This is a genomic window from Phascolarctobacterium succinatutens (assembly GCF_023497905.1).
Taxonomy (GTDB): domain Bacteria; phylum Bacillota; class Negativicutes; order Acidaminococcales; family Acidaminococcaceae; genus Phascolarctobacterium_A; species Phascolarctobacterium_A succinatutens.
In genome coordinates, this window is sequence record NZ_CP097284.1 from 730,176 (window position 1) to 750,122 (window position 19,947).

Genomic DNA, 19,947 nt, shown 5'->3' on the forward strand with positions numbered 1-19,947 from the left:
AGGTCGGGGATTTTTTATTTTCGACCAACTATAATACCTGGGAGGTAATGAAATGATTCAAGAAAAGTATGCTCCCCATGATATTGAAGCTAAATGGCAAAAATACTGGGAAGAAAACAAAACCTTTAAAGTAGAGATGGATAAGGATAAGCCTAAATCCTACGTTCTGGAAATGTTTCCCTATCCGTCCGGCAACCTGCACATGGGTCACGTTCGTAACTATTCCATCGGCGACGTAATCGCACGTTTCCGCACCATGAAGGGCTTCAACGTTCTGCATCCGATGGGTTGGGACTCCTTTGGTATGCCTGCTGAAAACGCTGCTATCAAACACAATATTCCGCCTAAAAAATGGACTCTGGAAAACATCGCTAACATGACTCGCCAACTGAAGGCTCTCGGTCTGTCCTACGATTGGGACCGCGAGGTTACCACCTGTAAGGAAGATTATTACAAATGGACTCAATGGTTCTTTGAGCTGTTCTACAAACGCGGTCTGGCAGTTAAAAAGGAATCTGCCGTAAACTGGTGCGACACCTGTAACACCGTATTGGCTAACGAGCAGGTTATCGACGGCAAATGCTGGCGCTGCGACCATGAGGTTGTTAAAAAGGATTTGAGCCAATGGTTCTTCAAAATCACCGATTATGCTGATGAGCTGCTGAAGGATCTTGACCTGCTGCCGGGCTGGCCCGAGCGCGTAAAAACCATGCAGCATAACTGGATCGGCCGTAGCGAAGGCTTGGAATTCTCCTTTGAAATCCCGGCACTTAACGATACTGTTGCTGTTTACACCACCCGTCCGGATACTGCTTACGGCGTAACCTTCATGGCTCTGGCTGCTGAGCATCCGCTGATTAAAAAGATTTGCGAAAACAATCCGAAGGCTGACGAAATCAACGCCTTCTGCGAGCGTGTACGCAATCAGTCCGAAATTGAACGTACCTCCAGCGAATCCGAAAAAGAGGGCGTATTCACCGGCGTATACTGCATCAACCCGTTCACCGGCCGCAAGGTAGAAATCTGGGTAACCAACTATGTACTGTATGATTACGGTACCGGCGCTGTAATGGGCGTTCCTACTGGTGACCAACGTGACTGGATGTTTGCTGACAAATACGGCATTGAAAAAATCGTTACCATCTGCCCTATTGGCAAAGAGCTGAAGCTGGAAGAAATGACCTGCGCTTACGAAGAAAAAGAAGGCATGCTGGTTAACTCCGGCGAATTCACCGGCATGGAAATGCACAAGGCTATGAGCGCTATCATGGATAAGGCTGAAGCTGAAGGCTTCGGTAAACGCCGTGTAAACTATCGTCTGCGCGATTGGCTGATCAGCCGTCAGCGTTATTGGGGCGCTCCGATTCCTATCATTTATTGCCCGCACTGCGGCGAGGTTCTGGTTCCGGAAGACCAGCTGCCGGTTCGCCTGCCTGAGGACGTAAGCTTCAATGCCGGTGCTAAATCTCCGCTGGCAACCTCCGAAGAATTTGTTCACTGCAAATGCCCGAAATGCGGTGCTGACGCAACCCGTGAAACCGATACCATGGACACATTCCTGTGCTCCTCCTGGTACTATCTGCGTTATACCGACGCACACAACGACAAGATGCCGTTTGACAAGGAGCTCAATAACTATTGGGGTCCTGTAGACCAATATATCGGCGGTATTGAGCATGCTATTCTGCATCTGCTGTATTCCCGCTTCTTTGTAAAGGTTCTGCGCGATGCAGGCCTGGTTGATTACGATGAACCGTTCAGCAACCTGCTGACTCAGGGCATGGTAATCAAAGACGGTGCTAAGATGAGTAAATCTCTGGGCAACGTTGTTTCCCCTGAAGAAATTCTTTCCAAATACGGTGCTGATACCGCGCGTCTGTTCATCCTCTTCGCTGCTCCTCCTGAAAGAGAGCTGGAGTGGAGCGACCAGGGCGTTGAAGGCTCCTTCCGCTTCCTGAACCGTATCTGGCGTATTGTACAAGCATTTGAAGCTGTTCTGGCACAAAAGGTTACCGAATACGATCACAGCAACCTGAGCGAAGCAGATAAGGACCTGCGCCGTGTACTGCATAGCAGCATTAAGAAGGTTACCAACGATATCGAAACCCGCTTCAACTTCAACACTGCTATTTCCACTATGATGGAATTGGTTAACGCTCTCTATGCTTATAAAGAAGCTGCTAAAGAGCCGAATGCTGGTCTGGTTTACGAAGCAATTTCCGACCTTATCAAGATGATGAGCCCGTTTGTTCCGCATATCACCGAAGAGCTGTGGCGCGGTGCTATCGATGCCAACAGCAGCGTACATGAACAAAGCTGGCCTGAGTGCGATGAAGAAGCCCTGAAGGTTGACAATGTAGAAATCGTTCTGCAGGTTAACGGCAAAGTTCGCGGTCGTCTGACTGTTCCGGCTGAAGCTACCAAGGAAGAGCTGGAGAAGATTGCTATGGCTGACGCTAACGTTCAGGCTCACATCGGCGATGCAACCGTACGTAAGGTTATCTGCGTACCCGGCCGTCTGGTAAACATCGTAGCGAAGTGACACCCACTTTGTCGCGAGCAATAGCGAAGCGAGAAAGTGAAATGGTGGAACGAATCCCCGTTGCGAGCGGATAGCGAGCAAGAAGAGGGGAGAAATAAAATTAGAAATAAAATCTGTCGCGAGCTTTAGTATTACTGGCCACTAACCACTAATTACTAACCGCGACCACCGCAGTTACAGCTGTCCTGCAACAGGCAGTTTCCGCAGACTGTAGCGCGGACAAAAAAATAAGCAGTGCATGTCAGCAATGACATTATTTAGTAGTACTAAATAACGCTTACATTTTCAGAGTCTCTGAGAATAACGTAATTGTTATTCTTGGGGGCTCTTTTTGTTTTTTTGTGATGTTTATCCAGCGATTAATTTAAAGGAGGCTTCCCTAGGGGGGAGCTGTCACCCGTAAGGGTAACTGAGAGGGGAGAATAGCTAAAGGAGAATAATTATGTTTAATAATTTATCGGATAGAGCAACAAAGAATTTTGCGAAAAAATTGCGTAGAGCAATGACTAAACAGGAAAAACATCTATGGTATGATTTTTTACAAAAACATAGGTGTAAGTGGTATAAACAAAAGCCAATAGGTAAATATATTACAGATTTTTATTGTGGACATGTTAAGTTGATTGTTGAACTGGATGGGAGTCAACATTACGAAGATAAGCATGCTAAATATGATGAAAGAAGGACAGCTTATTTTAATGATTTGGGAATAACAGTAATAAGATTTCCTAATAATGCTATTGATAAAAATTTTAATAGCGTTTGTGATGAGATAGAGAAGGGTGTGTCTGCGTTGGAATTGATTATGAAAACGTAAGAAATAAAACTTTAGAAGAGGCTCCCCTAGGGGGGAGCTGTCACCCGTAAGGGTGACTGAGAGGGGATAGTGAAGTGGTAAACTTATTTTAGACACAGAGGGGGTATTTTTTGTACAGATAATATATAATGGAATACACCAATATATATATCACTGAACAAGGAATACTTCAGTCTAAACAGGAGGTTTACCATGAAATACACTAAACAAGAAAAATTAGACATTGGTCGACGAATATATGACAGTGAGATTACTCGCTATCAAGCTGCAGAGTTATATAAAATTTGCGAAGGTACAGCACGCACTTATATGCGTATGTACAGAGATGCAAATAACCTGCCTGCAAAAAATTGTAAACAACAAAAATGTAATATAATACGTCCCGATTCCCCAGCACTTTCTGCAAATACGGATGACTTTCAATCCATGACCAAGGAAGAATTAATTCGTGAATTGCTTAAAGCAAGAATTGCAGAAGCCAGATTAAAAAAAGGCTATGCGGTGAAAGGGGATGGTACAGTAATTCTATACGGCAAGAAGAATACCAAGTAGTATTAGAGCTTTCCGGAGAATTTCCAGTAAAACTTATATGCGAAACCATGAATATCCAGCGCAGTAGTTTCTATGCTTGGAAAAAGAAGCTTGCGCATCCTTCTACAAGAATGAAGAGCCTGCTTAGCAATATTTTACTTTTTAAAGAGTACCATGCTAAGTTTCCTTCTCATGGGTATCGTTGGCTTAACGCTAAGATTCGTTTGGATACTGGTCTTGTACTTTCAGATGCATATGCACATAAGTGCTGTAAAATCACTGGCATTAAGAGTCAAGCCAAGCATTATAAATACAAAAAGCCAGGAGATTCATACCGTGTTTTTCCTAATCTGCTTATGACAGAAATACAGATTGACGGACCACTGCAATGTATTGTAAGCGATATGACTGCTTTTTATGTAAAAGGGATCTATTATGAGCTAACATTGTATATGGATCTTTGGAATAATGAAATTGTAAGCCATTCTCTATCTTCCAAACGTGGTGACCGTATGACATATATTAGCGGTCTGGAGGATTTAATTGCTTTAAAGAAGCAGTATCCGGAATATGAAATGATCTTGCATTCAGACCAAGGATCTGTTTACACATCTAAGGCATTTAACGACTTGTTGCCAATGTATAGCATTACTCATTCCATGTCTCGTGCCGGAACACCTACCGACAATGCAGCAATGGAAGCGATTAATGGTTGGATAAAGGCAGAAATGTTTACCGATTTTCATGTAACAGGCGAAAGGCCTGTTGTAGATGAAGTAAAAGAATATATTCACTTCTTTAATGAACAGCGTCCAGCTTATTCGTTAAACTATCTGACGCCAACTCAATATCGCAAGTTGCATTACGAACGGATATCTGACTAACAGATAATTTTTTGTTGTATATTTTTTTTCTAAATTGCAATAAGAAGTTGCACACTTTTTGAAAATTAAGATGCATAGATCTTATCCAACTCAAAGTCAAACAGTTCATCTGGAGTTTTATATCCCAGAATCTTCCTTGGAAGTGAATTACACCAATCAGCGATAAACATAATATCTTCGTAGCTATAATTGTCCATCCTCTTTCCTTTTCGGATGAATCTTCTGAGCAAACCATTATGGCGCTCATTACTGCCTCTTTCCCAAGAACTGTAAGGATGTGCGAAGTATATTTTTATAGAAGTGTCATTCTCTATTTGCGAGAGTTCTGCAAACTCGCTTCCATTATCGCTAGTAATTGTCTTAAACACCTGACTGAATTTAGTACCATAGTATTCCTTTAGGTAAGCAATGCCTTCGTTAACAGCAAAGGATGTTTTACTAGTTATTTTCAGTGCGATATACTTGCGTGTTATACGTTCCACAAGAGTCAACACCACGTTGTCACTCTTGCTTTTACTTCCTATAACAGTATCTATTTCCCAATGACCGAATTCATTGCGTTCATCCACATTAGAATCCCTCTCGTCTATGCTGCGACCCATATGCTTCAGATTTTTCTTTATGCTGCGGGTTGTTCTACGTCTTCTTACCTTTAATGGAAGGTCAATGTTGCGCAATCTAAGCAGCATGGAATCTACATAGTTATAGAGAGTCTTTACGCACACAATTTCTTTGAGAGGAAATAGATGATTGTCTAGGGCATAGCCATGGCAGGCATCCAAAGACCAGTGTTCTTGCAATACTTTTCGAACAGTCCAAGTAACAAAATTACTTGTAAGAAATCTTTTAGACTTGCAAATACTGTTGCTATGGCTAGCAATATAGGCACGTTGAGCACGAGCAGCTCCATATCTACCGGTATGAGGATGAGCACCACGCTTGAGTTCATTCCTGATAGTATTTGGAGCACAGTTAAAATACTTTGCCAGCTGACGAAGAGAATACTGTTTAGAGCTGTCAGACAGAATTCCTTGTAATTCCCTGCGGTCTCCTAAAGAAAAGTGTTTACCTTTTTGATGATTTGTGATATCTTTGGTGTAGTCCATTGTGATTACTCCTTAGTTAGTTTTTGTGTAGCAACTTAATCTTAACACAAAGGTATCACAATGGACTATTTTTTATTCAATTTTTCAGGTGTGCAATTTCATTATACAATGAGCCTTGTATATTTTTTTATGATTTGTGTCTAAAATTTGTTGACTAGTGCAATAGAGTTCAGAAAACAGTTGCACAAAAAAACCCCTCTCCGCCTCGACAAGCTCGGCACCTCTCCCCTAGGAGAGGCTCGGTCTGCCGATGCACGTCATATGAGAGGCTCTTTAAGATAGGCTCTATTTTTGTTCTAAAATATTTTTCCCCAACATCATTAGGAGGTATCCCCATGCAAGCAAAAGTAACTCAAACTTCGCAGGTAAAAATCCCCTGCACCCCTTGAAAGTCCAGGCTTTGTAAACAGAAAAATAGCATGAGTCTTGCCAGTTTGGTATAATTATGTTGGCTCAAAAACATACCAAGCACCGGAGGCTCATGCTATGAAAAGTATATCACAAACCACCCAGCAGATGGAATCCATCTCGAAGAAAACTTCGGCGTTCTTCCGTCGTTATCATGTCGGCCAGATTCTGCGCGCGGCCAACGCTTGCAAGCTCAAAGGATTTTCCTCCATTCTCGTTTTCCTCGTGCTCGTAAGCATCATCTTCGAGAACCGCTCGCTCTATATGCAGCGCCGACTTCACGAGGATTCGCTGCCGTTCGGCAAGGACACGGCTTACCGCTTCTTGAACTCCTGCCACACGAACTGGCGCAAGTTCACGCTGCTTCTTGCGGCGCGGATCATCAACGAAACCATCAAGCCGCTGACGGATGCCGGCCGGCGTTGTGCCATCGTCGTCGACGATTCGCTCTTCAGCCGCTCGCGTTCCAAGCGCGTGGAACTCTTGGCGAACGTCTACGACCATGTGAGCCGCCGCTATACGAAGGGCTTCCGCCTGCTCGTCCTCGGCTGGACGGACGGGAACACGTTCCTGCCACTCACGTTCTGCCTTCTTTCAACCTCGAAGGAAAAGAACCGGCTCAATGAGGCCAGCGCATCCGTCGATGCAAGAAGCAACGGCGGAAAGCAGCGCAAGCTCGCGCAGATGGAAGCGCCAGCCGTCGTCCTCAATTTGTTGCAGGAGGTCAAGGCGACAGGAATCCCCGCGCAGTACGTCCTCTTCGACACATGGTTCTGCTCGCCGTCGTCGCTGAAAGCCATCCATGACCTCGGCTATGACGTCACCGCTATGGCAAAGAAGAGCAAGAAGGTGCGCTACCCCTGCGAAGGGAAGATCTCGAACGTCAAGGCCATCTACAAGGAACACAAGAAACGCCGCGGACGCTCGCGTTACCTCCTGTCCGTCGATGCTGTCGCGACGAAACAGGGAGAATCCCTCGTGCCTGTGCGATTGGTCTTCGTGCGGAACCGCAACAAGCGGAAGGATTATCTCGTCCTCGTCACGACAGACCTCTCGCTTTCGGAGGAAGAAGTCATCCAGCTCTACGGGAAGCGCTGGGGCATCGAGGTGTTCTTCAAAGCGTGCAAGTCCTACCTGCGGCTCGGCAAGGATTGTCGTTCCGTCTCCTACGATGCGATGACGGCGCATGTCGCCGTCGTCTGCACACGATATATGCTCCTGGCTGTCGAGGAACGTGAGAACACGGATGGGCGAAGCCTCGGCGAGCTCTTCTATCTGGGGCTTGATGAGCTTCCGGACTTGAAGTACATGGAAGCGCTTCGCCTCGTGTTGCAGGAGTTTGCGGAGCAGCTTCGGGCAGAATATCCGTCAGAAGTCTTGCTGGTCGAATCGCTCTTGGAACGATTCCTGAACGATCTGCCCGCTCTTTGGATGAGTCGTCTGCGTGCACAGAAGTGTGCGTGAATGGCTTTCGACATTCAGTTCAAGCTGATTTATCAAGGCATACGGGATGTTTTCCGTGTGCGAAGTTTGAGAAAGTAAAAAAACTAATCTTCATCGCCATTCTCCTCACAGGCTGCATCATCACCAGTCTTATAAGCACCAACGATAAGGAGAAAACGCTACCCGGCAGCAGCCTGCCGCAGTCCGCGCAAGGCGCTGTCGCATCCAAAGCAGCGCAGGTAAAAACAGTACGCGTGCAGGTGAGCGGCGCCGTGCTGGAGCCGGGAATTTACGACCTGCCTACCAACTGCAGAGTGGAAGAAGCCATTGCTGCTGCCGGCGGCTTGACGGAAAATGCCGACAGCGAACGTGTCAACTTGGTGCGTAAGGTGCGCGATGGCATGCAGATACGAGTGCCTGTGCAGAAGGCTGCACGGACAAGCAGCGCGCAGAGGAAAAACGCTCAGGCAAAGTTCGGTTTAGGTGAGAGTACGTCAGGAAAGTCTGGCAGTGCTAAAGCAGGCTCAGGCAGAAACAGCAGCATGATGCAGAGTGTGCGCATTAATAGCGCAAGCGCCGGTGAGCTGCAGCAGCTGCCGGGCATAGGTCCTGCGCTGGCGCAGCGTATTGTAGAAACAAGAAACAGCGGGCGTTTTACCAGCGCGGATGATTTGCTGCGTGTGCCGGGAATAGGCAAAGCCAAGCTGGCAAAGCTGCGTGATTATGTGGAGGTAGATTAGTGCTGCAGAAAACACGTTATCTACGATTATTTTTGCCCTTCATGCTGCTTTGCGTACTGTTTTTTCGTCTGCTTACCGTGCCGCCGTCCGCCGAGCAGCAGCTTGCTGCCTGCTTTGGGCGGCAGCTGGTTGTGTATGGCGCGGTGGAACCTTTGAGCGTGCGCAGGCAGGATGGCTTTAGTAGTGCGGTTCTGCGCTGCTACAAGGTGTATAGCGACACGGAGCTTGCTTACAGCGGACGTTTGCGCGTGAGCGTGAAGGGCGAGCTGCCGCAGGCAGGCTGTGTGGTGCTTAAGGGGACGCTGGAGCAGCTGGACAGCTTGCGTAACCCCGGAGGCTTTGATGCTGCGAGCTACAACAGAGTGCAGGAGCTTGGCGGACGTTTGAGCAAGGCGCAGCTGCTAAAGACAGAACCGCAGGTTTTGTGGTGGCAGCGCTTTACCTTGTGGAACAAAAAGCTGAGCGAGCGCATGGAAGCAACAGTTGGTGCTGAACATGGGGCTCTGCTGAGCGGCATGATGCTTGGCGGCAGCGGCAGGCTGGACGAAGAAACACGTGAGCTGTTTACGGATAACGGCTTGGCGCATCTTCTTTCTGTTTCGGGTACGCATATTGTGCTCCTGACAGGTTTGCTGCTTGCTTTGCTGCAGTGGGTACCGCTGCCCTGGCGCAAGGTTATAGTTATAACTTTACTTACTGCCTATGCGCTGCTCTGCGGCTTGCGTCCGCCGGTGCTGCGGGCGCTGGCTATGAGCAGCGTCCTGCTGCTTGGCGGCAGTGGTGCGGAGCGCGGGCGTTTGCTGTGTTTGGTGGCGGCGCTGCTGTTGTGTCTGCAGCCGTTATGGCTAGCCGATATCGGTTTTCAGCTATCGTTCGGGGCGGCAGCCGGTCTTTTGTGGCTGCTGCCTGCATGCCAAAGGCTGCTGCCGCAGGCTTTGCCTGCGCCGATAGGCGAAGCGGCAGCGGTTTCACTGGCAGCACAGCTGGCTGTACTGCCGCTGGAGGTTTACTATTTTCAACAATTTTCGCTGATTGCCTTGGTAAGCAATATCGTACTGGTGCCGGTGTTGGAAATCGCGGCGCAGTTGGCACTCGTGGGTGCACTGTTGCCTGTCTGCGGCGAGTATCTGTTGCAGCTTGCTGCCTGGCTGACGGCGCAGGTGCTGACGCAGGCGCGTTTTTTTGCCGACCTGCCGTACAGCACGGTGGTTATCGGCAAGTTGCCTGCCTATTGTTTGGTGCTTTATTATGCAGCGCTGTTTGTGTGGGCGGATTTTCCATGGCTACAATTTTGGAGCAATAGGGAACGGCGCTGCATCCTGCTTTTGCATGCCTTGCTGCTTGCCGGGATGCTTGCTTATCAGCAGTATCGCACGCTGCCGTTGGCCTGCTATTTTCTGGATGTGGGACAGGGGGACTGCGCTGTTATCGTCACGCCGTCGCAGCGGGTGGCAATTATTGATACCGGCGGCTTGAAAAATATCTCGACTGCTACGCGCGTGATTACTCCGTTTTTGCGTTATCTTGGCAAGCGTGAGGCTGATATCCTGCTTTTAAGCCACTATGATTTTGACCACGTCGGTGCTGCAGCGGACCTATTGCGACAGCTGCGGGTGAAAAAGCTACTTTTGCCTAACGAAGCACTGACAGAGGAAAGCAAAAGAGTGCAGCAGGAAATTTTGGCGCAGGCCGGCAGGACGCAGGCGCATGTGGTGCAGGGCGGTGAACGCTATGCGTTGGATGATAATGCGGAGATTGTTTTAGTTGATGTACCGCAGCAGGACGTGCCGGGAAATGAAGCCAGCACGCTGGCGGCGCTGCAGAGTGTTCAGGGCAGCGTGCTGTTTACAGGCGACATGGGGGAAGAACGCGAGCAGAGGCTGCAGCTGCAGCAGTACACTGTGTTGAAGGCAGGACACCACGGTTCGCACTATAGCAGCAGTATGGAATTTCTGGAGCAGGTGCGGCCAAGGCTGACAGTTATTTCCTGCGGGCGCGGTAACCGCTATGGCCATCCGCATCAGGAAACGCTGGAGCGTTTGCAGGCAATAGGCAGTGCTGTTGTCCGAACGGATGAGCTTGGCTGTATTAAAGTTGTTTTTGACGCAGAGGGAATAAAATGCTATGGCTACGCTGATTTACAGTGAAGCTGTTGTCAAAATATAACTCATAAGTTATAATTAAAGGAGAGAAATTAAGGAGTGAGGAAAGTGAAAAATAGTGCAGTAGGCTATGAATGGCAGGATGTCAGAAAGAATATTTTTACACCGGAAGAAATCTCCGCAAGTGATTTGCGAGTTGCCTTAATCGGTGAACTTATCAAGGCACGTCAGGATAAGGGAATAACTCAAAAGCAATTGGAGCTTTTGAGCGGAGTAAAGCAGCCTGTAATTGCGAGAATGGAAAACGGTACCTCTATTCCTAAAATCAGTACAATCTTAAAAATACTTGCACCTTTAGGCAAGACATTAGCCATTGTACCGTTAGAAAAATAATAAGAGGGAATACAGATGGATATTAAACCGGAAAACCTGATTTCACTATTACAACAGCATAAGCCGCTGCCGCAGGCGCAGGTACTGCTTTTGTGCGGCGAGGAGGATTACTACCGCAACAGCATTATTGCCGCGCTGCCGGAATATGTTTTTGGCGATACGCCGGAGGCTGACCGCGAAATAACGGTCTTTGACAAAGATACCAACCTGTCCGGGCTGCAGGCAGCCGTCAACAGCTATCCCTTCTTCTGCGGCAAATCGCTGATTTTCCTGAAGGATGAAAAGCTGTGGGCAGCAAAGCCTGCCAAAGCAAACAGTGCCGCTGATGCGCAGGATGATACCGATTCCAAGAAAATGGAGCAGCTGGCGGCGATAGTCAGCGACGTACCGGATTATTGTCTGTTGGTTATCAGCAGCAAAAAAATGGATAAGCGGACCAAGCTGTATAAGCAGCTCAAAGCAAGTGCTCTGATTTGCCCGTGTGAGCGCATTAAGGAAAGAGATCTTGATGATTGGCTATATGCGCAGGCAGCAGCATACGGCGCGCATTTTACCAGAGATGCGCTGGCTGCCATCAGCGAATATATTGAGCCGGTGAAGGAAGAAATTCCGCTGGATTTGCTGCAGCAGGAAATCGGCAAGCTGGCAATTTATGCCTCAGGACGTAGGGAATGGACGGAAGATGATGTGCTGAATGTGTTCGCGCTGCTGCCCAACGCCTCATCTTTTGCGCTGACCAATTATATTATGGCAGGCAAGCTGAAGCAGTGTCTGGAGCTGTTGGCGAGCGAACGCAAGCACGGAACCTATATCCTGCCGCTCAGTGCAACCGTAGCTTTTAAATTGCGTCAGGTGCTGCGTTATCTGGAGCTGAAGCGCAGAGGCTACGACCAGAAGGGTATTATGGAGGAGCTGGGGATGCGCAGCCCATATGCCTACAGATTTTTGGAGCGCGACAGCAGGCGCTTTGATGAAAAGCGCCTGACGGAAGCCTTGCTGGGACTATCGGATATGAATATCAAACTGCGTCAGGGCGGACGCGGCTACGAAAAGCTGGAGGAAATACTTGTCCGCCTGCTCGCCTGATATCTTATCCTCAGAAATTAAAGCTGGACAAAAGCACTTAATATCTGCTATAATAATGGAACAGTCAACGAGGACTTTTTTGAGTAAGGAAGTAGTGTGTCCATGCTTAAAAAGGTCCTTTTTCGTTTATCTTGCGGAAAATATGTAGGGAGCATTTTTCTGCAGCATGATAATTAGGGAGTATTGAGAAAGGAGGCAGCCTTATGGCTGCACTGATCATGAACAACAAAGATTTACTGTACGTAATTAAACCTGAAGAACAAAACGAAAGCACTCTGCGCGAGCTTCTGACTCTGCATCCGGAGATTCAGTTCGTATCTCTGATGGGTGTGGATTTTGCCGGTAATGATACCGACGAAAAAATCCCGATGAAGATTTTCCTTGAGGATATCGATGGCTTTTTGGCAGGCAGCGCAGCACAGACTGACGGCTCCTCCGTTGTGCTGACCGGTATCGCTACTCTGAACGATGCCCGCGTTGATATGAAGGTTGATAAAACCGTTAACTGGTTTGTTGATTATAACTATGAGCATTTTGATGCAGAAAGCGGTCGCATGATCGGTACTCTGCGCATTCCCTGCTATCTGATTCACAACGGCAATCATGTTGATTCCCGTTCTATTTTGAATGATACTCTGGCTTATGTAGAAAAAGAGATTATGGATTTGTTTGCTAAGCATCCGGTAATTGCCGGCCTGGAGCATGTAAATCCTGCTGAGATTGAAAAGCTGCTCTTCACCAGTGCTACCGAGCTGGAATTTTGGGTAAAAACTCCGCGTGAGGACGCACCGCTGGAGGCTCTGAGCTCTTCTCAGGTAATGCAGGAGCAATATTGGCAGCGTACCCGCGGCAATGTGCGTACTGCATTGGAGCAGACTATTCAGACTTTGGAGCTGTACGGCCTGGAGCCTGAAATGGGCCACAAGGAATGTGGCGGCGTTAAAGGTCAGATTGATGCCGCAGGCCATATGACTCACGTTATGGAGCAGCTGGAGGTTGACTGGAAGTTCAGCAGCGGCGTTCAGACTGCGGATAACGAGCTGCTGGCACGTATCATCGTTAAAGAAGTTTTCCGCATGAACGGCTTGGAGGTTTCCTTCCAGGCTAAACCGATTCCCGGTGTTGCAGGCAGCGGTGAGCATACACATGTAGGCATTGCCGCAAAAATGAAAAACGGCAAAATCGTCAACCTGTTCTCGCCGAAGGATATGCACAAGGACTTCCTTTCCGCTGTCGGCTATGGCGCTCTCATGGGCCTTTTGAAAAACTACGAGGTAACCAATCCGTTTATCTCCTGCACCATTGACTCTCTGAACCGTCTGAAACCCGGCTTTGAAGCTCCTGTCTGCATCGTTACCAGCCTTGGTCTGAGCCCGGATAATCCGTCCCGTAACAGAACCATTCTTGCAGGCCTGATCCGCGATTTGGACAACGATAAAGCTACCCGTATCGAAATGCGTTCTCCGAACCCGTACACCAATACCTACATCGCCATTGCTGCCTTCTACCTGTCCTGCCTCGACGGCATCAAGGCTTGCGTAGAATCCGGCAAGGACCTGAAGGCTCTGGAAAAAGAAATTTCCAAGAAGGCCGGCGAAGAGGGCTTCTATCTGGATACCGACCGTCAATACCGCACTGAGGAAGACGTGTTTGAAGATTTCACTGCGGAAGAACGCAGCAAGCTGTTCGGCGAACCGCCTGCTACCGTTTGGGAAAATCTCTGCGCCTTCGAAAAATATCCGGAAAAGGTTGCCGTGCTCACCCAAGGCAATATCCTGAAGAAGGAATATATCGACTCCTTCATGCAGGGTGCGCTGATTCGTTGGAAGACCGAGCTTTTGACTCGTCTGATTCCGGAAAACTATCAGGCTGTTATCGACATGAAGCGCTTGCATAACCAGGAAACCTGCACCGACTGCGACCTGGCAATGTGGCGTAAAATCCAGAACCTGCGTGCTAAGCTGGCCAAGGATTCCTTTGAGGAGAAGAGCATCTTCACTGCTATCCGCAGAGCTGTTGCCGAAGGCGACTATGATACTGTTTCCAAGCTCAAGGTTGAGATGGGTGCAACTATGGAAGAGCTCAAGACTCTGTATCACGATTATAAACAAAATATTATCGATTAATTTATATGCTTCCTGCATGGCTGCTGTACTCAAAGTGCGGCAGCCATTTTATCTTTACCGCTTATATCAAAGTGCGATTATTGAAAAAATTATCCCTAAAACTTTCCTTTCAGCTTATTTTTTTGCATGAAACTGTTGAGTTAAGCGCTGTTTTGTGGTAAAATATCAAAGATATATTGACAGTAATATTTTCTGCTGTCCGAAGAAAGGCGATGATAGCTGTGGAGCAGGTCAAGGATGTTCCTGCCTATATTCGCCAGATGTACACAGATAATAATTTTATGACTCAATTCGGTGTGCATATTGGTGAGATAAAGTGTGGCAGTGCTGAAGTCAGCATTGACGTTGATCCGGCAAAGCATTTTAATCATCGTGACATATGTCACGGCGGAGTAATGTTGGCCTTGGCAGACTCCGTTCTGGGTGTTACCGGTGCAAGCGTGGGCGCTGTAGTGGCAACTCTTAATTTCAGCATGAATTTTATCAAAGGTGTCCATGAGCCGACAACCTTAACGGTACGAAGCCATATTAAGCATTCCGGACATTCTACGATGGTTATTGAGGCTGAAATGACTGACAGCAAAAAGAATTTAATTGGGACGATTTTAACAACAATGTTTGTCGTCGACAGATTTAAAGAAATACCCGCCAAATGGTGAGCTTGCCTGAGTTGATTTGGAAGGGAAATGACGCGGAAGACCGCTTGATATCAAGGAGGATATGATGGATTTTGCATTAAACGAGGAACAATTAGAATTACAGGAAATGGTAAGGGAGTTTGTTGAAAAAGAAATTACTCCTTATGCTGCTGAAATGGATGCAGAAAACCATATGCGTGACGGCCTGATTGACAAGGCTAACGAAATGGGCTTGCTGAACGTTATTGTTCCGGAAGAATTAGATGGCCCCGGCCTGGACAGCATTTCTGTTGCTACCATTTATGAAGAGCTGGGCAAAGGCTGCGCAGGTGTTGCAACCTCTCTGGCTGCCAACAGCCTGGCAACTGTACCTGTTCTGCTGGCAGGCACCGATGAGCAAAAGAAAATGTATTGCGATATCCTGAACAACGGCGGTCTGGCTGCTTTCGCTCTGACCGAACCCGGTGCAGGCAGTGATGCAGGCGGTGTTTCTACCCGTGCTGTACACAACAAGGAAGAGGGTACCTACACTCTGAACGGTACCAAAATGTTCATCACTAACGGTGGTCTGGCAGAAATTTTTCTGGTATTCGCTAACACCCGTAAAACCGGCGGTATCCGTGGTTTGACTGCTTTCATCGTTCCGAAAGACACTCCGGGCTTCTCCGTTGGCAAGAAAGAAAACAAAATGGGCATCCGTCCTTCCAATACTACCGAGCTGGTTCTGCAAGACGTTGTTATTCCTGAGTCCTATCGCGTAGGCCGCGAAGGCGAAGGCTTCCGTATTGCTATGAATACCTTAGACAGCGCTCGTCCGTTCGTTGGCGCTGTTTCCGTAGGTATCGCTCAGGCTGCTCTGGATTGCGCTGTTAAATATGCTAAAGAGCGCCGTCAGTTCGGCCAACCGATTGCTTCCTTCCAAATGGTTCAAGGCATGCTGGCTGACATGGCTATGAAGGTTGAAACCGCTCGCCTCATGGTTCAAAAGGCTTGCTGGATGCGTGATCAGGGCATGGAATTCTCCAAAGAGGCTGCTATGGCTAAATGCTATGCTGCCGATACCGCTATGCAGGTAACCACCGACGCTGTTCAGGTAATGGGCGGCTACGGTTACACTAAAGAATACCCTGTAGAGAAGATGATGCGTGACGCTAAAATCATGCAAATCTACGAAGGTACCAACCAAATCCAACGTTTGGTTATTGCCAACAAGCTGTTATACTAATAGCTATCATAACGAAGATAAATTTATTGAGAGCTGCTGCACTTTTGTGCGGCAGCTCTTTGTTGTTTTTATTCGTGACAATGGTTTACACGTATGCTAAAATATAAAGATAAAGAGCTTTTAAAGCATAATAAAAAGCAGAATCTTTGCCACAAATCATTTTGCTGAGAATTGGGGGGCAAATACATTGTTAGCTGATAATTTAAAGCAGGTTCAGGAGCAGATAGCGTCTGCTTTGGACAAGCGTAAAAATAAAGACCTGCTCACAGGAGATAATGTAACGCTGGTGGCGGTGACGAAAAATCATCCGCCGGAAATTATTACAAATATCGAAGCCTTGGGCATTGCCAACGTAGGCGAAAACCGCGTGCAGGAGGCCAAGCATAAGCAGGAGGCCTTGGGCAAACACGGCTACTGGCACCTTATCGGACATCTGCAGACGAATAAGGCGCGTCAGGCTGTTGCTTTGTTTGACCTTATCGAATCGGTTGACAGTGAGCATTTGCTGGCTGCGATTGATAAGGAGGCGGAACGCATCGGTAAGGTGCAGGATATCCTTTTGCAGCTGAATATTGCCCATGAGGAGCAAAAGTCTGGCTTAGATAAGGAAGATTATCTGGCGCTGCTGCCGAAGCTGCCCGAATACAAGCATGTGCGTCTGCGCGGACTGATGGTTATTGCCCAGAAATGCGAAGATATCGAGCAGACAAGACCTGTATTTGCGGCAGGCTACCGTGCGTTCGCCCGCTTAAAGCAGCAGTATCCGCAGGCAGATATTCTGTCTATGGGTATGAGCAATGATTATACAGTTGCGATAGAAGAAGGTGCCAATATTGTGCGTGTAGGCACAGCCTTGTTCGGCCAGCGTGATTATAGCCTGAAATTTTAAGACATAGATAAGGTTGGTGACGTGATGAATATTATTGATAAAATCATGAATGCATTAAGTCTTTATGACGAGGAAGAAATCATCGAAGAAGAAGTTGAGCAGAAGCCTGCTAAGACCGAGCAGGAGCCGGCTAAACCCAAGAAGCGTTTCTTCGGCAGCAAGGAGCCTGCCGCTTCGGTACCGGCAGAGGAGCCTAAGCGTGAACGCAAATCCATTTTGAACTTTAAAAGTTCGGCAGCAACGCCTGAACCGGCAAAAAATGAAAAAATGGGCAGTAAAACCATTAACCTGCCTATTGCCGACAAGCTGATGACGGTTGTGCTGCTGGAACCTGTCGATTTCAACGATTCTCCTAAGATTGCCGATTATCTGCGCGATAATCAGGCTGTAGTTGTTAATTATGATAAGACAGATAATGTTGTTGCCAAGCGTATGACCGATTTTATCAGCGGTACTGTTTATGCTATCGGCGGCAGCATGAAAAAGCTGGGACGCAATATTGTTATCTGCGCTCCGAAAAACGTAGATATAGATGCGGGCGAAGAGCACGAGCTTGACGAGAGGGGAAATAATCCATGGGACAAATAGCAGTAAAGAAAATTGCATTTATCGGCGGCGGCGCTATGGCCAAAGCCATTATTAAGGGAATTATCGGCGGCGGCCTGATTGCGCCGGAGATGATTACCGTAGGCGAGCCGACTGAGGCACATGCGCGCAGTCTGCATGAAGCCTTTGGCGTAAATGTTACTACGGATAATAAAGAGGCAGTAAAGGATGCTGATCTGGTAATCTTTGCCGTTAAGCCTCAGGTAGCACCGGTGGCACTGGTGCCCGAGCTGATGGCTGCGATGAAAAAGGATGCCTGGGTACTTTCTATCATGGGCAGTGTTACATTGGAACAGCTGCATGCCTATGCTCCGGGGTTCCCGGTAATCCGCACGATGCCGAACACTCCGCTAGCAGCAGGCGCCGGTATGACTGCCATCTGCTGCGATGAGGCTGTAACCGAGCCTATGAAGCAGACTGCGGCAGCAATTTTCAGCAGCTGCGGCGAAATAGAATTTGTAGATGAGAAAGCATTACAGGCGATTACCGCTATTTCCGGCTGCGGACCGGGCTATTGCTTTGTGATTATCGATGCACTGGCTGATGCAGGCGTGCGTGCCGGTTTGCCGCGTGCGCTGGCTATTAAGCTGGCAGCACAGACAATGGCAGGCAGCGGCAAGCTGTGCGTAGAAAGCGGCCTGCATCCGGCACAGCTGCGCGACCAGGTAACAAGCCCCGGCGGCACGACTATTGCCGGTATCCATGCATTGGAAAATCATGGCGTGCGCGGTGCTTTTTATGATGCGGTGCAGGCAGTGCTGCAAAGAGATAAGGAATTACAGGGGAAATAATTTATGGCAGACAGAGAAAAAATTCTGCGTTACTTTAAAGCCGGCGGTGACGAACAGCTGGCGGCCAAGCTGCTGGATTTGGCCGAGGGCGCCAATAAATCGCGCAAGTTCCGTGTGAGCGAGTTTCTTGATCCTCATGCCTATAACGTTGCGGAAATTATTGCGGCGAACTACGAAAATGTGCGTCTGGAAAGCGACGGCGGCTTCAGTAATGCCGAAAGGGTGAAGGCTGCCTTTGTTGCCGATGATTTTTACGGTCAGCCGGATTTCGGCATGGCCTATTTTCTGGCGGCTTGGGATAAGCGCTATTATGATTTGTCGCATCGCGATATTCTCGGTGCGTTTATGGGCACGGGCTGCAAGCGCGAGGCCTTGGGCGATATCGTTTTTGTGCCCGAGGGAGCGCAGTTCGTGGTAGAAAAATCACTGGTAAATTATCTTACCGGTAATCTGACGCAGATCGGTTCTGCGCCGGTAACGCTTACGGAAATTCCCCGCGAGGAATTGCTGCAGAAGGAAGAAAAGGTTAAGCTGATTAACGCTACAGTCGCTGATTTGCGTCTTGATGCCGTGGCAGCGGCAGGCTATGGCGTAAGCCGCAGCCGTATGGCGGATGAAATCAAAAGCCTGAATGTCAAGGTAAACTGGAAAGAGGCCAAGAAGGCGGCACAGCCGGTGAACGAGGGCGATGTAATTTCCTTCCGCGGCCGTGGACGAGTAGAGATTGAGGAAATCCGCGGCACTACTAAAAAAGGACGCATCAGCGTAACGCTGAAGCGTTATATCTAGGAGGATAAACCATGCTTAATCCGGAGGATTTAAAGAAAAAAACTTTTACCAAGGGTTTTCGTGGCTATGAGGTAGAAGAGGTAGACAAGTTTCTTGCTAAGCTGATTAAGGAATACGAATACCTTTATCTGGATAACCTGGAGCAGAAGGAAACTATCGAGCGCGTCAGCTCCAAGCTGGAATATTATCAGCAGATGGAGGCTACCATGCAGAGTACACTGGCTGTAGCGCAGGAAACTGCTGACGAGGTAAAGAACGCCAGTGAAAAGAAGGCGGCGCTGCTGGAGAAGGAAACTGCAGTGAAGTGCGAGCAGCAGCTGAGAGAAGCGAAGGCTGCGGCGCAAAAGCTACATGATGATACCATGGCGCATGCTGAGGATTTGTATAATCAGACAAAGAACAAAACCGATAACATGCTGCAGGCAGCGATGGCTGAATGCAACAAGCTGCGCGAAGAGGCTAAGGCTTATGCAGATAAGCTGCGCAGCAGTGCTGAGGTAGATGCAGAAAAGCTGCGTGTTACTACCGAGGATGTCTGCAAAAAACGCGCTAACAGTGCTGCCAGCGAGGCTAACAAGCTGCTGGAGGATGCTCGCAGCGAAGCCGGCAGAATGATGCTGGATGCAAATACTAAATATCGTAAACTGGTGGGGGATGCAGAGGAACGCAGCCGTAAAATTATTTTTGAGGCTGATGCCAAGGCTGCTATGGCCGAACAGGCTTATAACGAGCAGGTGAAAAAGGCGGCGCTGCATCGAAAAAATATGCTGCATCTGTTGGAAACGCAGGTTGAGCTGCTCAAAAACTATGCCAGTCATAACGAAGAATAGT

Annotated in this window: 18 protein-coding genes; 17 read left to right on the plus strand and 1 reads right to left on the minus strand. The window is 48.1% G+C overall.

Annotation, left to right across the window (positions count from 1 at the left end):
• Positions 1-52 precede the first annotated feature (52 nt).
• The 4 genes from leuS to M5E81_RS03495 all read left to right on the plus strand — a co-directional run bounded on the left by leuS (position 53) and on the right by M5E81_RS03495 (position 4,774).
• Positions 53-2,542, plus strand: coding sequence for a leucine--tRNA ligase (gene leuS / locus M5E81_RS03480; protein ID WP_009145856.1), 2,490 nt, complete (start codon positions 53-55; stop codon positions 2,540-2,542).
• Positions 2,543-2,984: 442 nt separating this feature from the next.
• A complete protein-coding gene (locus tag M5E81_RS03485) occupies positions 2,985-3,359 on the plus strand; it encodes an endonuclease domain-containing protein (RefSeq protein ID WP_249747886.1) in 375 nt (124 codons plus the stop codon).
• A 192-nt stretch (positions 3,360-3,551) separates the two neighbouring features.
• Positions 3,552-3,911: a hypothetical protein gene (locus M5E81_RS03490; RefSeq protein WP_009145279.1), complete on the plus strand. Its 360-nt coding sequence runs from the start codon at positions 3,552-3,554 to the stop codon at positions 3,909-3,911.
• A complete protein-coding gene (locus M5E81_RS03495) occupies positions 3,887-4,774 on the plus strand; it encodes an IS3 family transposase (RefSeq protein ID WP_040565032.1) in 888 nt (295 codons plus the stop codon). The genes M5E81_RS03490 and M5E81_RS03495 overlap by 25 nt, the downstream gene beginning before the upstream one ends.
• A 65-nt stretch (positions 4,775-4,839) precedes the next feature.
• On the opposite strand, the gene M5E81_RS03500 is transcribed toward M5E81_RS03495, so the two are convergent.
• Entirely contained in the window at positions 4,840-5,880 is a 1,041-nt protein-coding gene (locus M5E81_RS03500; RefSeq protein WP_249746999.1) for an IS30 family transposase, read from the minus strand.
• A gap of 486 nt (positions 5,881-6,366) precedes the next feature.
• On the opposite strand from M5E81_RS03500, the gene M5E81_RS03505 reads away from it, so the two are divergent.
• The 13 genes from M5E81_RS03505 (at position 6,367) to M5E81_RS03565 (ending at position 19,946) form a co-directional block, all read left to right on the plus strand.
• On the plus strand, positions 6,367-7,752 hold the full coding sequence (locus tag M5E81_RS03505) for an IS4 family transposase (protein ID WP_249747014.1): 1,386 nt from the start codon (positions 6,367-6,369) through the stop codon (positions 7,750-7,752).
• Positions 7,749-8,471 (plus strand): ComEA family DNA-binding protein, encoded by a 723-nt coding sequence (locus M5E81_RS03510; protein ID WP_249747887.1) that lies wholly within the window; start codon positions 7,749-7,751, stop codon positions 8,469-8,471. Before M5E81_RS03505 ends, M5E81_RS03510 begins: the two co-directional genes overlap by 4 nt.
• Positions 8,471-10,618, plus strand: coding sequence for a DNA internalization-related competence protein ComEC/Rec2 (locus tag M5E81_RS03515; RefSeq protein WP_249747888.1), 2,148 nt, complete (start codon positions 8,471-8,473; stop codon positions 10,616-10,618). Before M5E81_RS03510 ends, M5E81_RS03515 begins: the two co-directional genes overlap by 1 nt.
• A 63-nt stretch (positions 10,619-10,681) precedes the next feature.
• Positions 10,682-10,966 (plus strand): helix-turn-helix domain-containing protein, encoded by a 285-nt coding sequence (locus M5E81_RS03520; protein WP_040564469.1) that lies wholly within the window; start codon positions 10,682-10,684, stop codon positions 10,964-10,966.
• 15 nt (positions 10,967-10,981) lie between these two features.
• Positions 10,982-12,052, plus strand: a complete 1,071-nt coding sequence (holA, locus tag M5E81_RS03525; RefSeq protein WP_009144460.1) for a DNA polymerase III subunit delta — start codon at positions 10,982-10,984, stop codon at positions 12,050-12,052.
• A 203-nt stretch (positions 12,053-12,255) separates the two neighbouring features.
• Complete coding sequence (locus M5E81_RS03530; protein ID WP_009144462.1) at positions 12,256-14,178, plus strand: glutamine synthetase; 1,923 nt, start codon at positions 12,256-12,258, stop codon at positions 14,176-14,178.
• A gap of 212 nt (positions 14,179-14,390) precedes the next feature.
• Complete coding sequence (locus M5E81_RS03535; RefSeq protein ID WP_009144463.1) at positions 14,391-14,837, plus strand: PaaI family thioesterase; 447 nt, start codon at positions 14,391-14,393, stop codon at positions 14,835-14,837.
• A 64-nt stretch (positions 14,838-14,901) separates the two neighbouring features.
• Positions 14,902-16,041, plus strand: a complete 1,140-nt coding sequence (locus M5E81_RS03540) for an acyl-CoA dehydrogenase family protein (protein WP_040564471.1) — start codon at positions 14,902-14,904, stop codon at positions 16,039-16,041.
• Between the two features lie 187 nt (positions 16,042-16,228).
• Positions 16,229-16,930 carry a YggS family pyridoxal phosphate-dependent enzyme gene (locus M5E81_RS03545; protein WP_009144465.1) on the plus strand — a complete coding sequence of 234 codons (702 nt, stop codon included), beginning with the start codon at positions 16,229-16,231 and terminating at the stop codon, positions 16,928-16,930.
• A 24-nt stretch (positions 16,931-16,954) separates the two neighbouring features.
• Positions 16,955-17,518: a cell division protein SepF gene (locus tag M5E81_RS03550; RefSeq protein ID WP_009144466.1), complete on the plus strand. Its 564-nt coding sequence runs from the start codon at positions 16,955-16,957 to the stop codon at positions 17,516-17,518.
• Positions 17,506-18,327, plus strand: coding sequence for a pyrroline-5-carboxylate reductase (gene proC, locus M5E81_RS03555; protein WP_009144467.1), 822 nt, complete (start codon positions 17,506-17,508; stop codon positions 18,325-18,327). Before M5E81_RS03550 ends, proC begins: the two co-directional genes overlap by 13 nt.
• Before the next feature lie 3 nt (positions 18,328-18,330).
• A complete protein-coding gene (locus M5E81_RS03560; protein WP_021720901.1) occupies positions 18,331-19,116 on the plus strand; it encodes a YlmH family RNA-binding protein in 786 nt (261 codons plus the stop codon).
• Between the two features lie 11 nt (positions 19,117-19,127).
• Positions 19,128-19,946, plus strand: a complete 819-nt coding sequence (locus M5E81_RS03565; protein WP_009144469.1) for a DivIVA domain-containing protein — start codon at positions 19,128-19,130, stop codon at positions 19,944-19,946.
• Position 19,947: the final 1 nt, after the last annotated feature.

What these genes read in the sequence shown, in the direction of transcription:
- leuS (WP_009145856.1), top strand. Translation starts at nt 53, where the DNA reads ATGATTCAAGAAAAGTATGCTCCCCATGATATTGAAGCTAAATGGCAA.
- M5E81_RS03485 (WP_249747886.1), top strand. Translation starts at nt 2,985, where the DNA reads ATGTTTAATAATTTATCGGATAGAGCAACAAAGAATTTTGCGAAAAAA.
- M5E81_RS03490 (WP_009145279.1), top strand. Translation starts at nt 3,552, where the DNA reads ATGAAATACACTAAACAAGAAAAATTAGACATTGGTCGACGAATATAT.
- M5E81_RS03500 (WP_249746999.1), bottom strand. Translation starts at nt 5,880, where the DNA reads ATGGACTACACCAAAGATATCACAAATCATCAAAAAGGTAAACACTTT.
- M5E81_RS03505 (WP_249747014.1), top strand. Translation starts at nt 6,367, where the DNA reads ATGAAAAGTATATCACAAACCACCCAGCAGATGGAATCCATCTCGAAG.
- holA (WP_009144460.1), top strand. Translation starts at nt 10,982, where the DNA reads ATGGATATTAAACCGGAAAACCTGATTTCACTATTACAACAGCATAAG.
- M5E81_RS03530 (WP_009144462.1), top strand. Translation starts at nt 12,256, where the DNA reads ATGGCTGCACTGATCATGAACAACAAAGATTTACTGTACGTAATTAAA.
- M5E81_RS03535 (WP_009144463.1), top strand. Translation starts at nt 14,391, where the DNA reads ATGATAGCTGTGGAGCAGGTCAAGGATGTTCCTGCCTATATTCGCCAG.
- M5E81_RS03540 (WP_040564471.1), top strand. Translation starts at nt 14,902, where the DNA reads ATGGATTTTGCATTAAACGAGGAACAATTAGAATTACAGGAAATGGTA.
- M5E81_RS03550 (WP_009144466.1), top strand. Translation starts at nt 16,955, where the DNA reads ATGAATATTATTGATAAAATCATGAATGCATTAAGTCTTTATGACGAG.
- proC (WP_009144467.1), top strand. Translation starts at nt 17,506, where the DNA reads ATGGGACAAATAGCAGTAAAGAAAATTGCATTTATCGGCGGCGGCGCT.
- M5E81_RS03560 (WP_021720901.1), top strand. Translation starts at nt 18,331, where the DNA reads ATGGCAGACAGAGAAAAAATTCTGCGTTACTTTAAAGCCGGCGGTGAC.
- M5E81_RS03565 (WP_009144469.1), top strand. Translation starts at nt 19,128, where the DNA reads ATGCTTAATCCGGAGGATTTAAAGAAAAAAACTTTTACCAAGGGTTTT.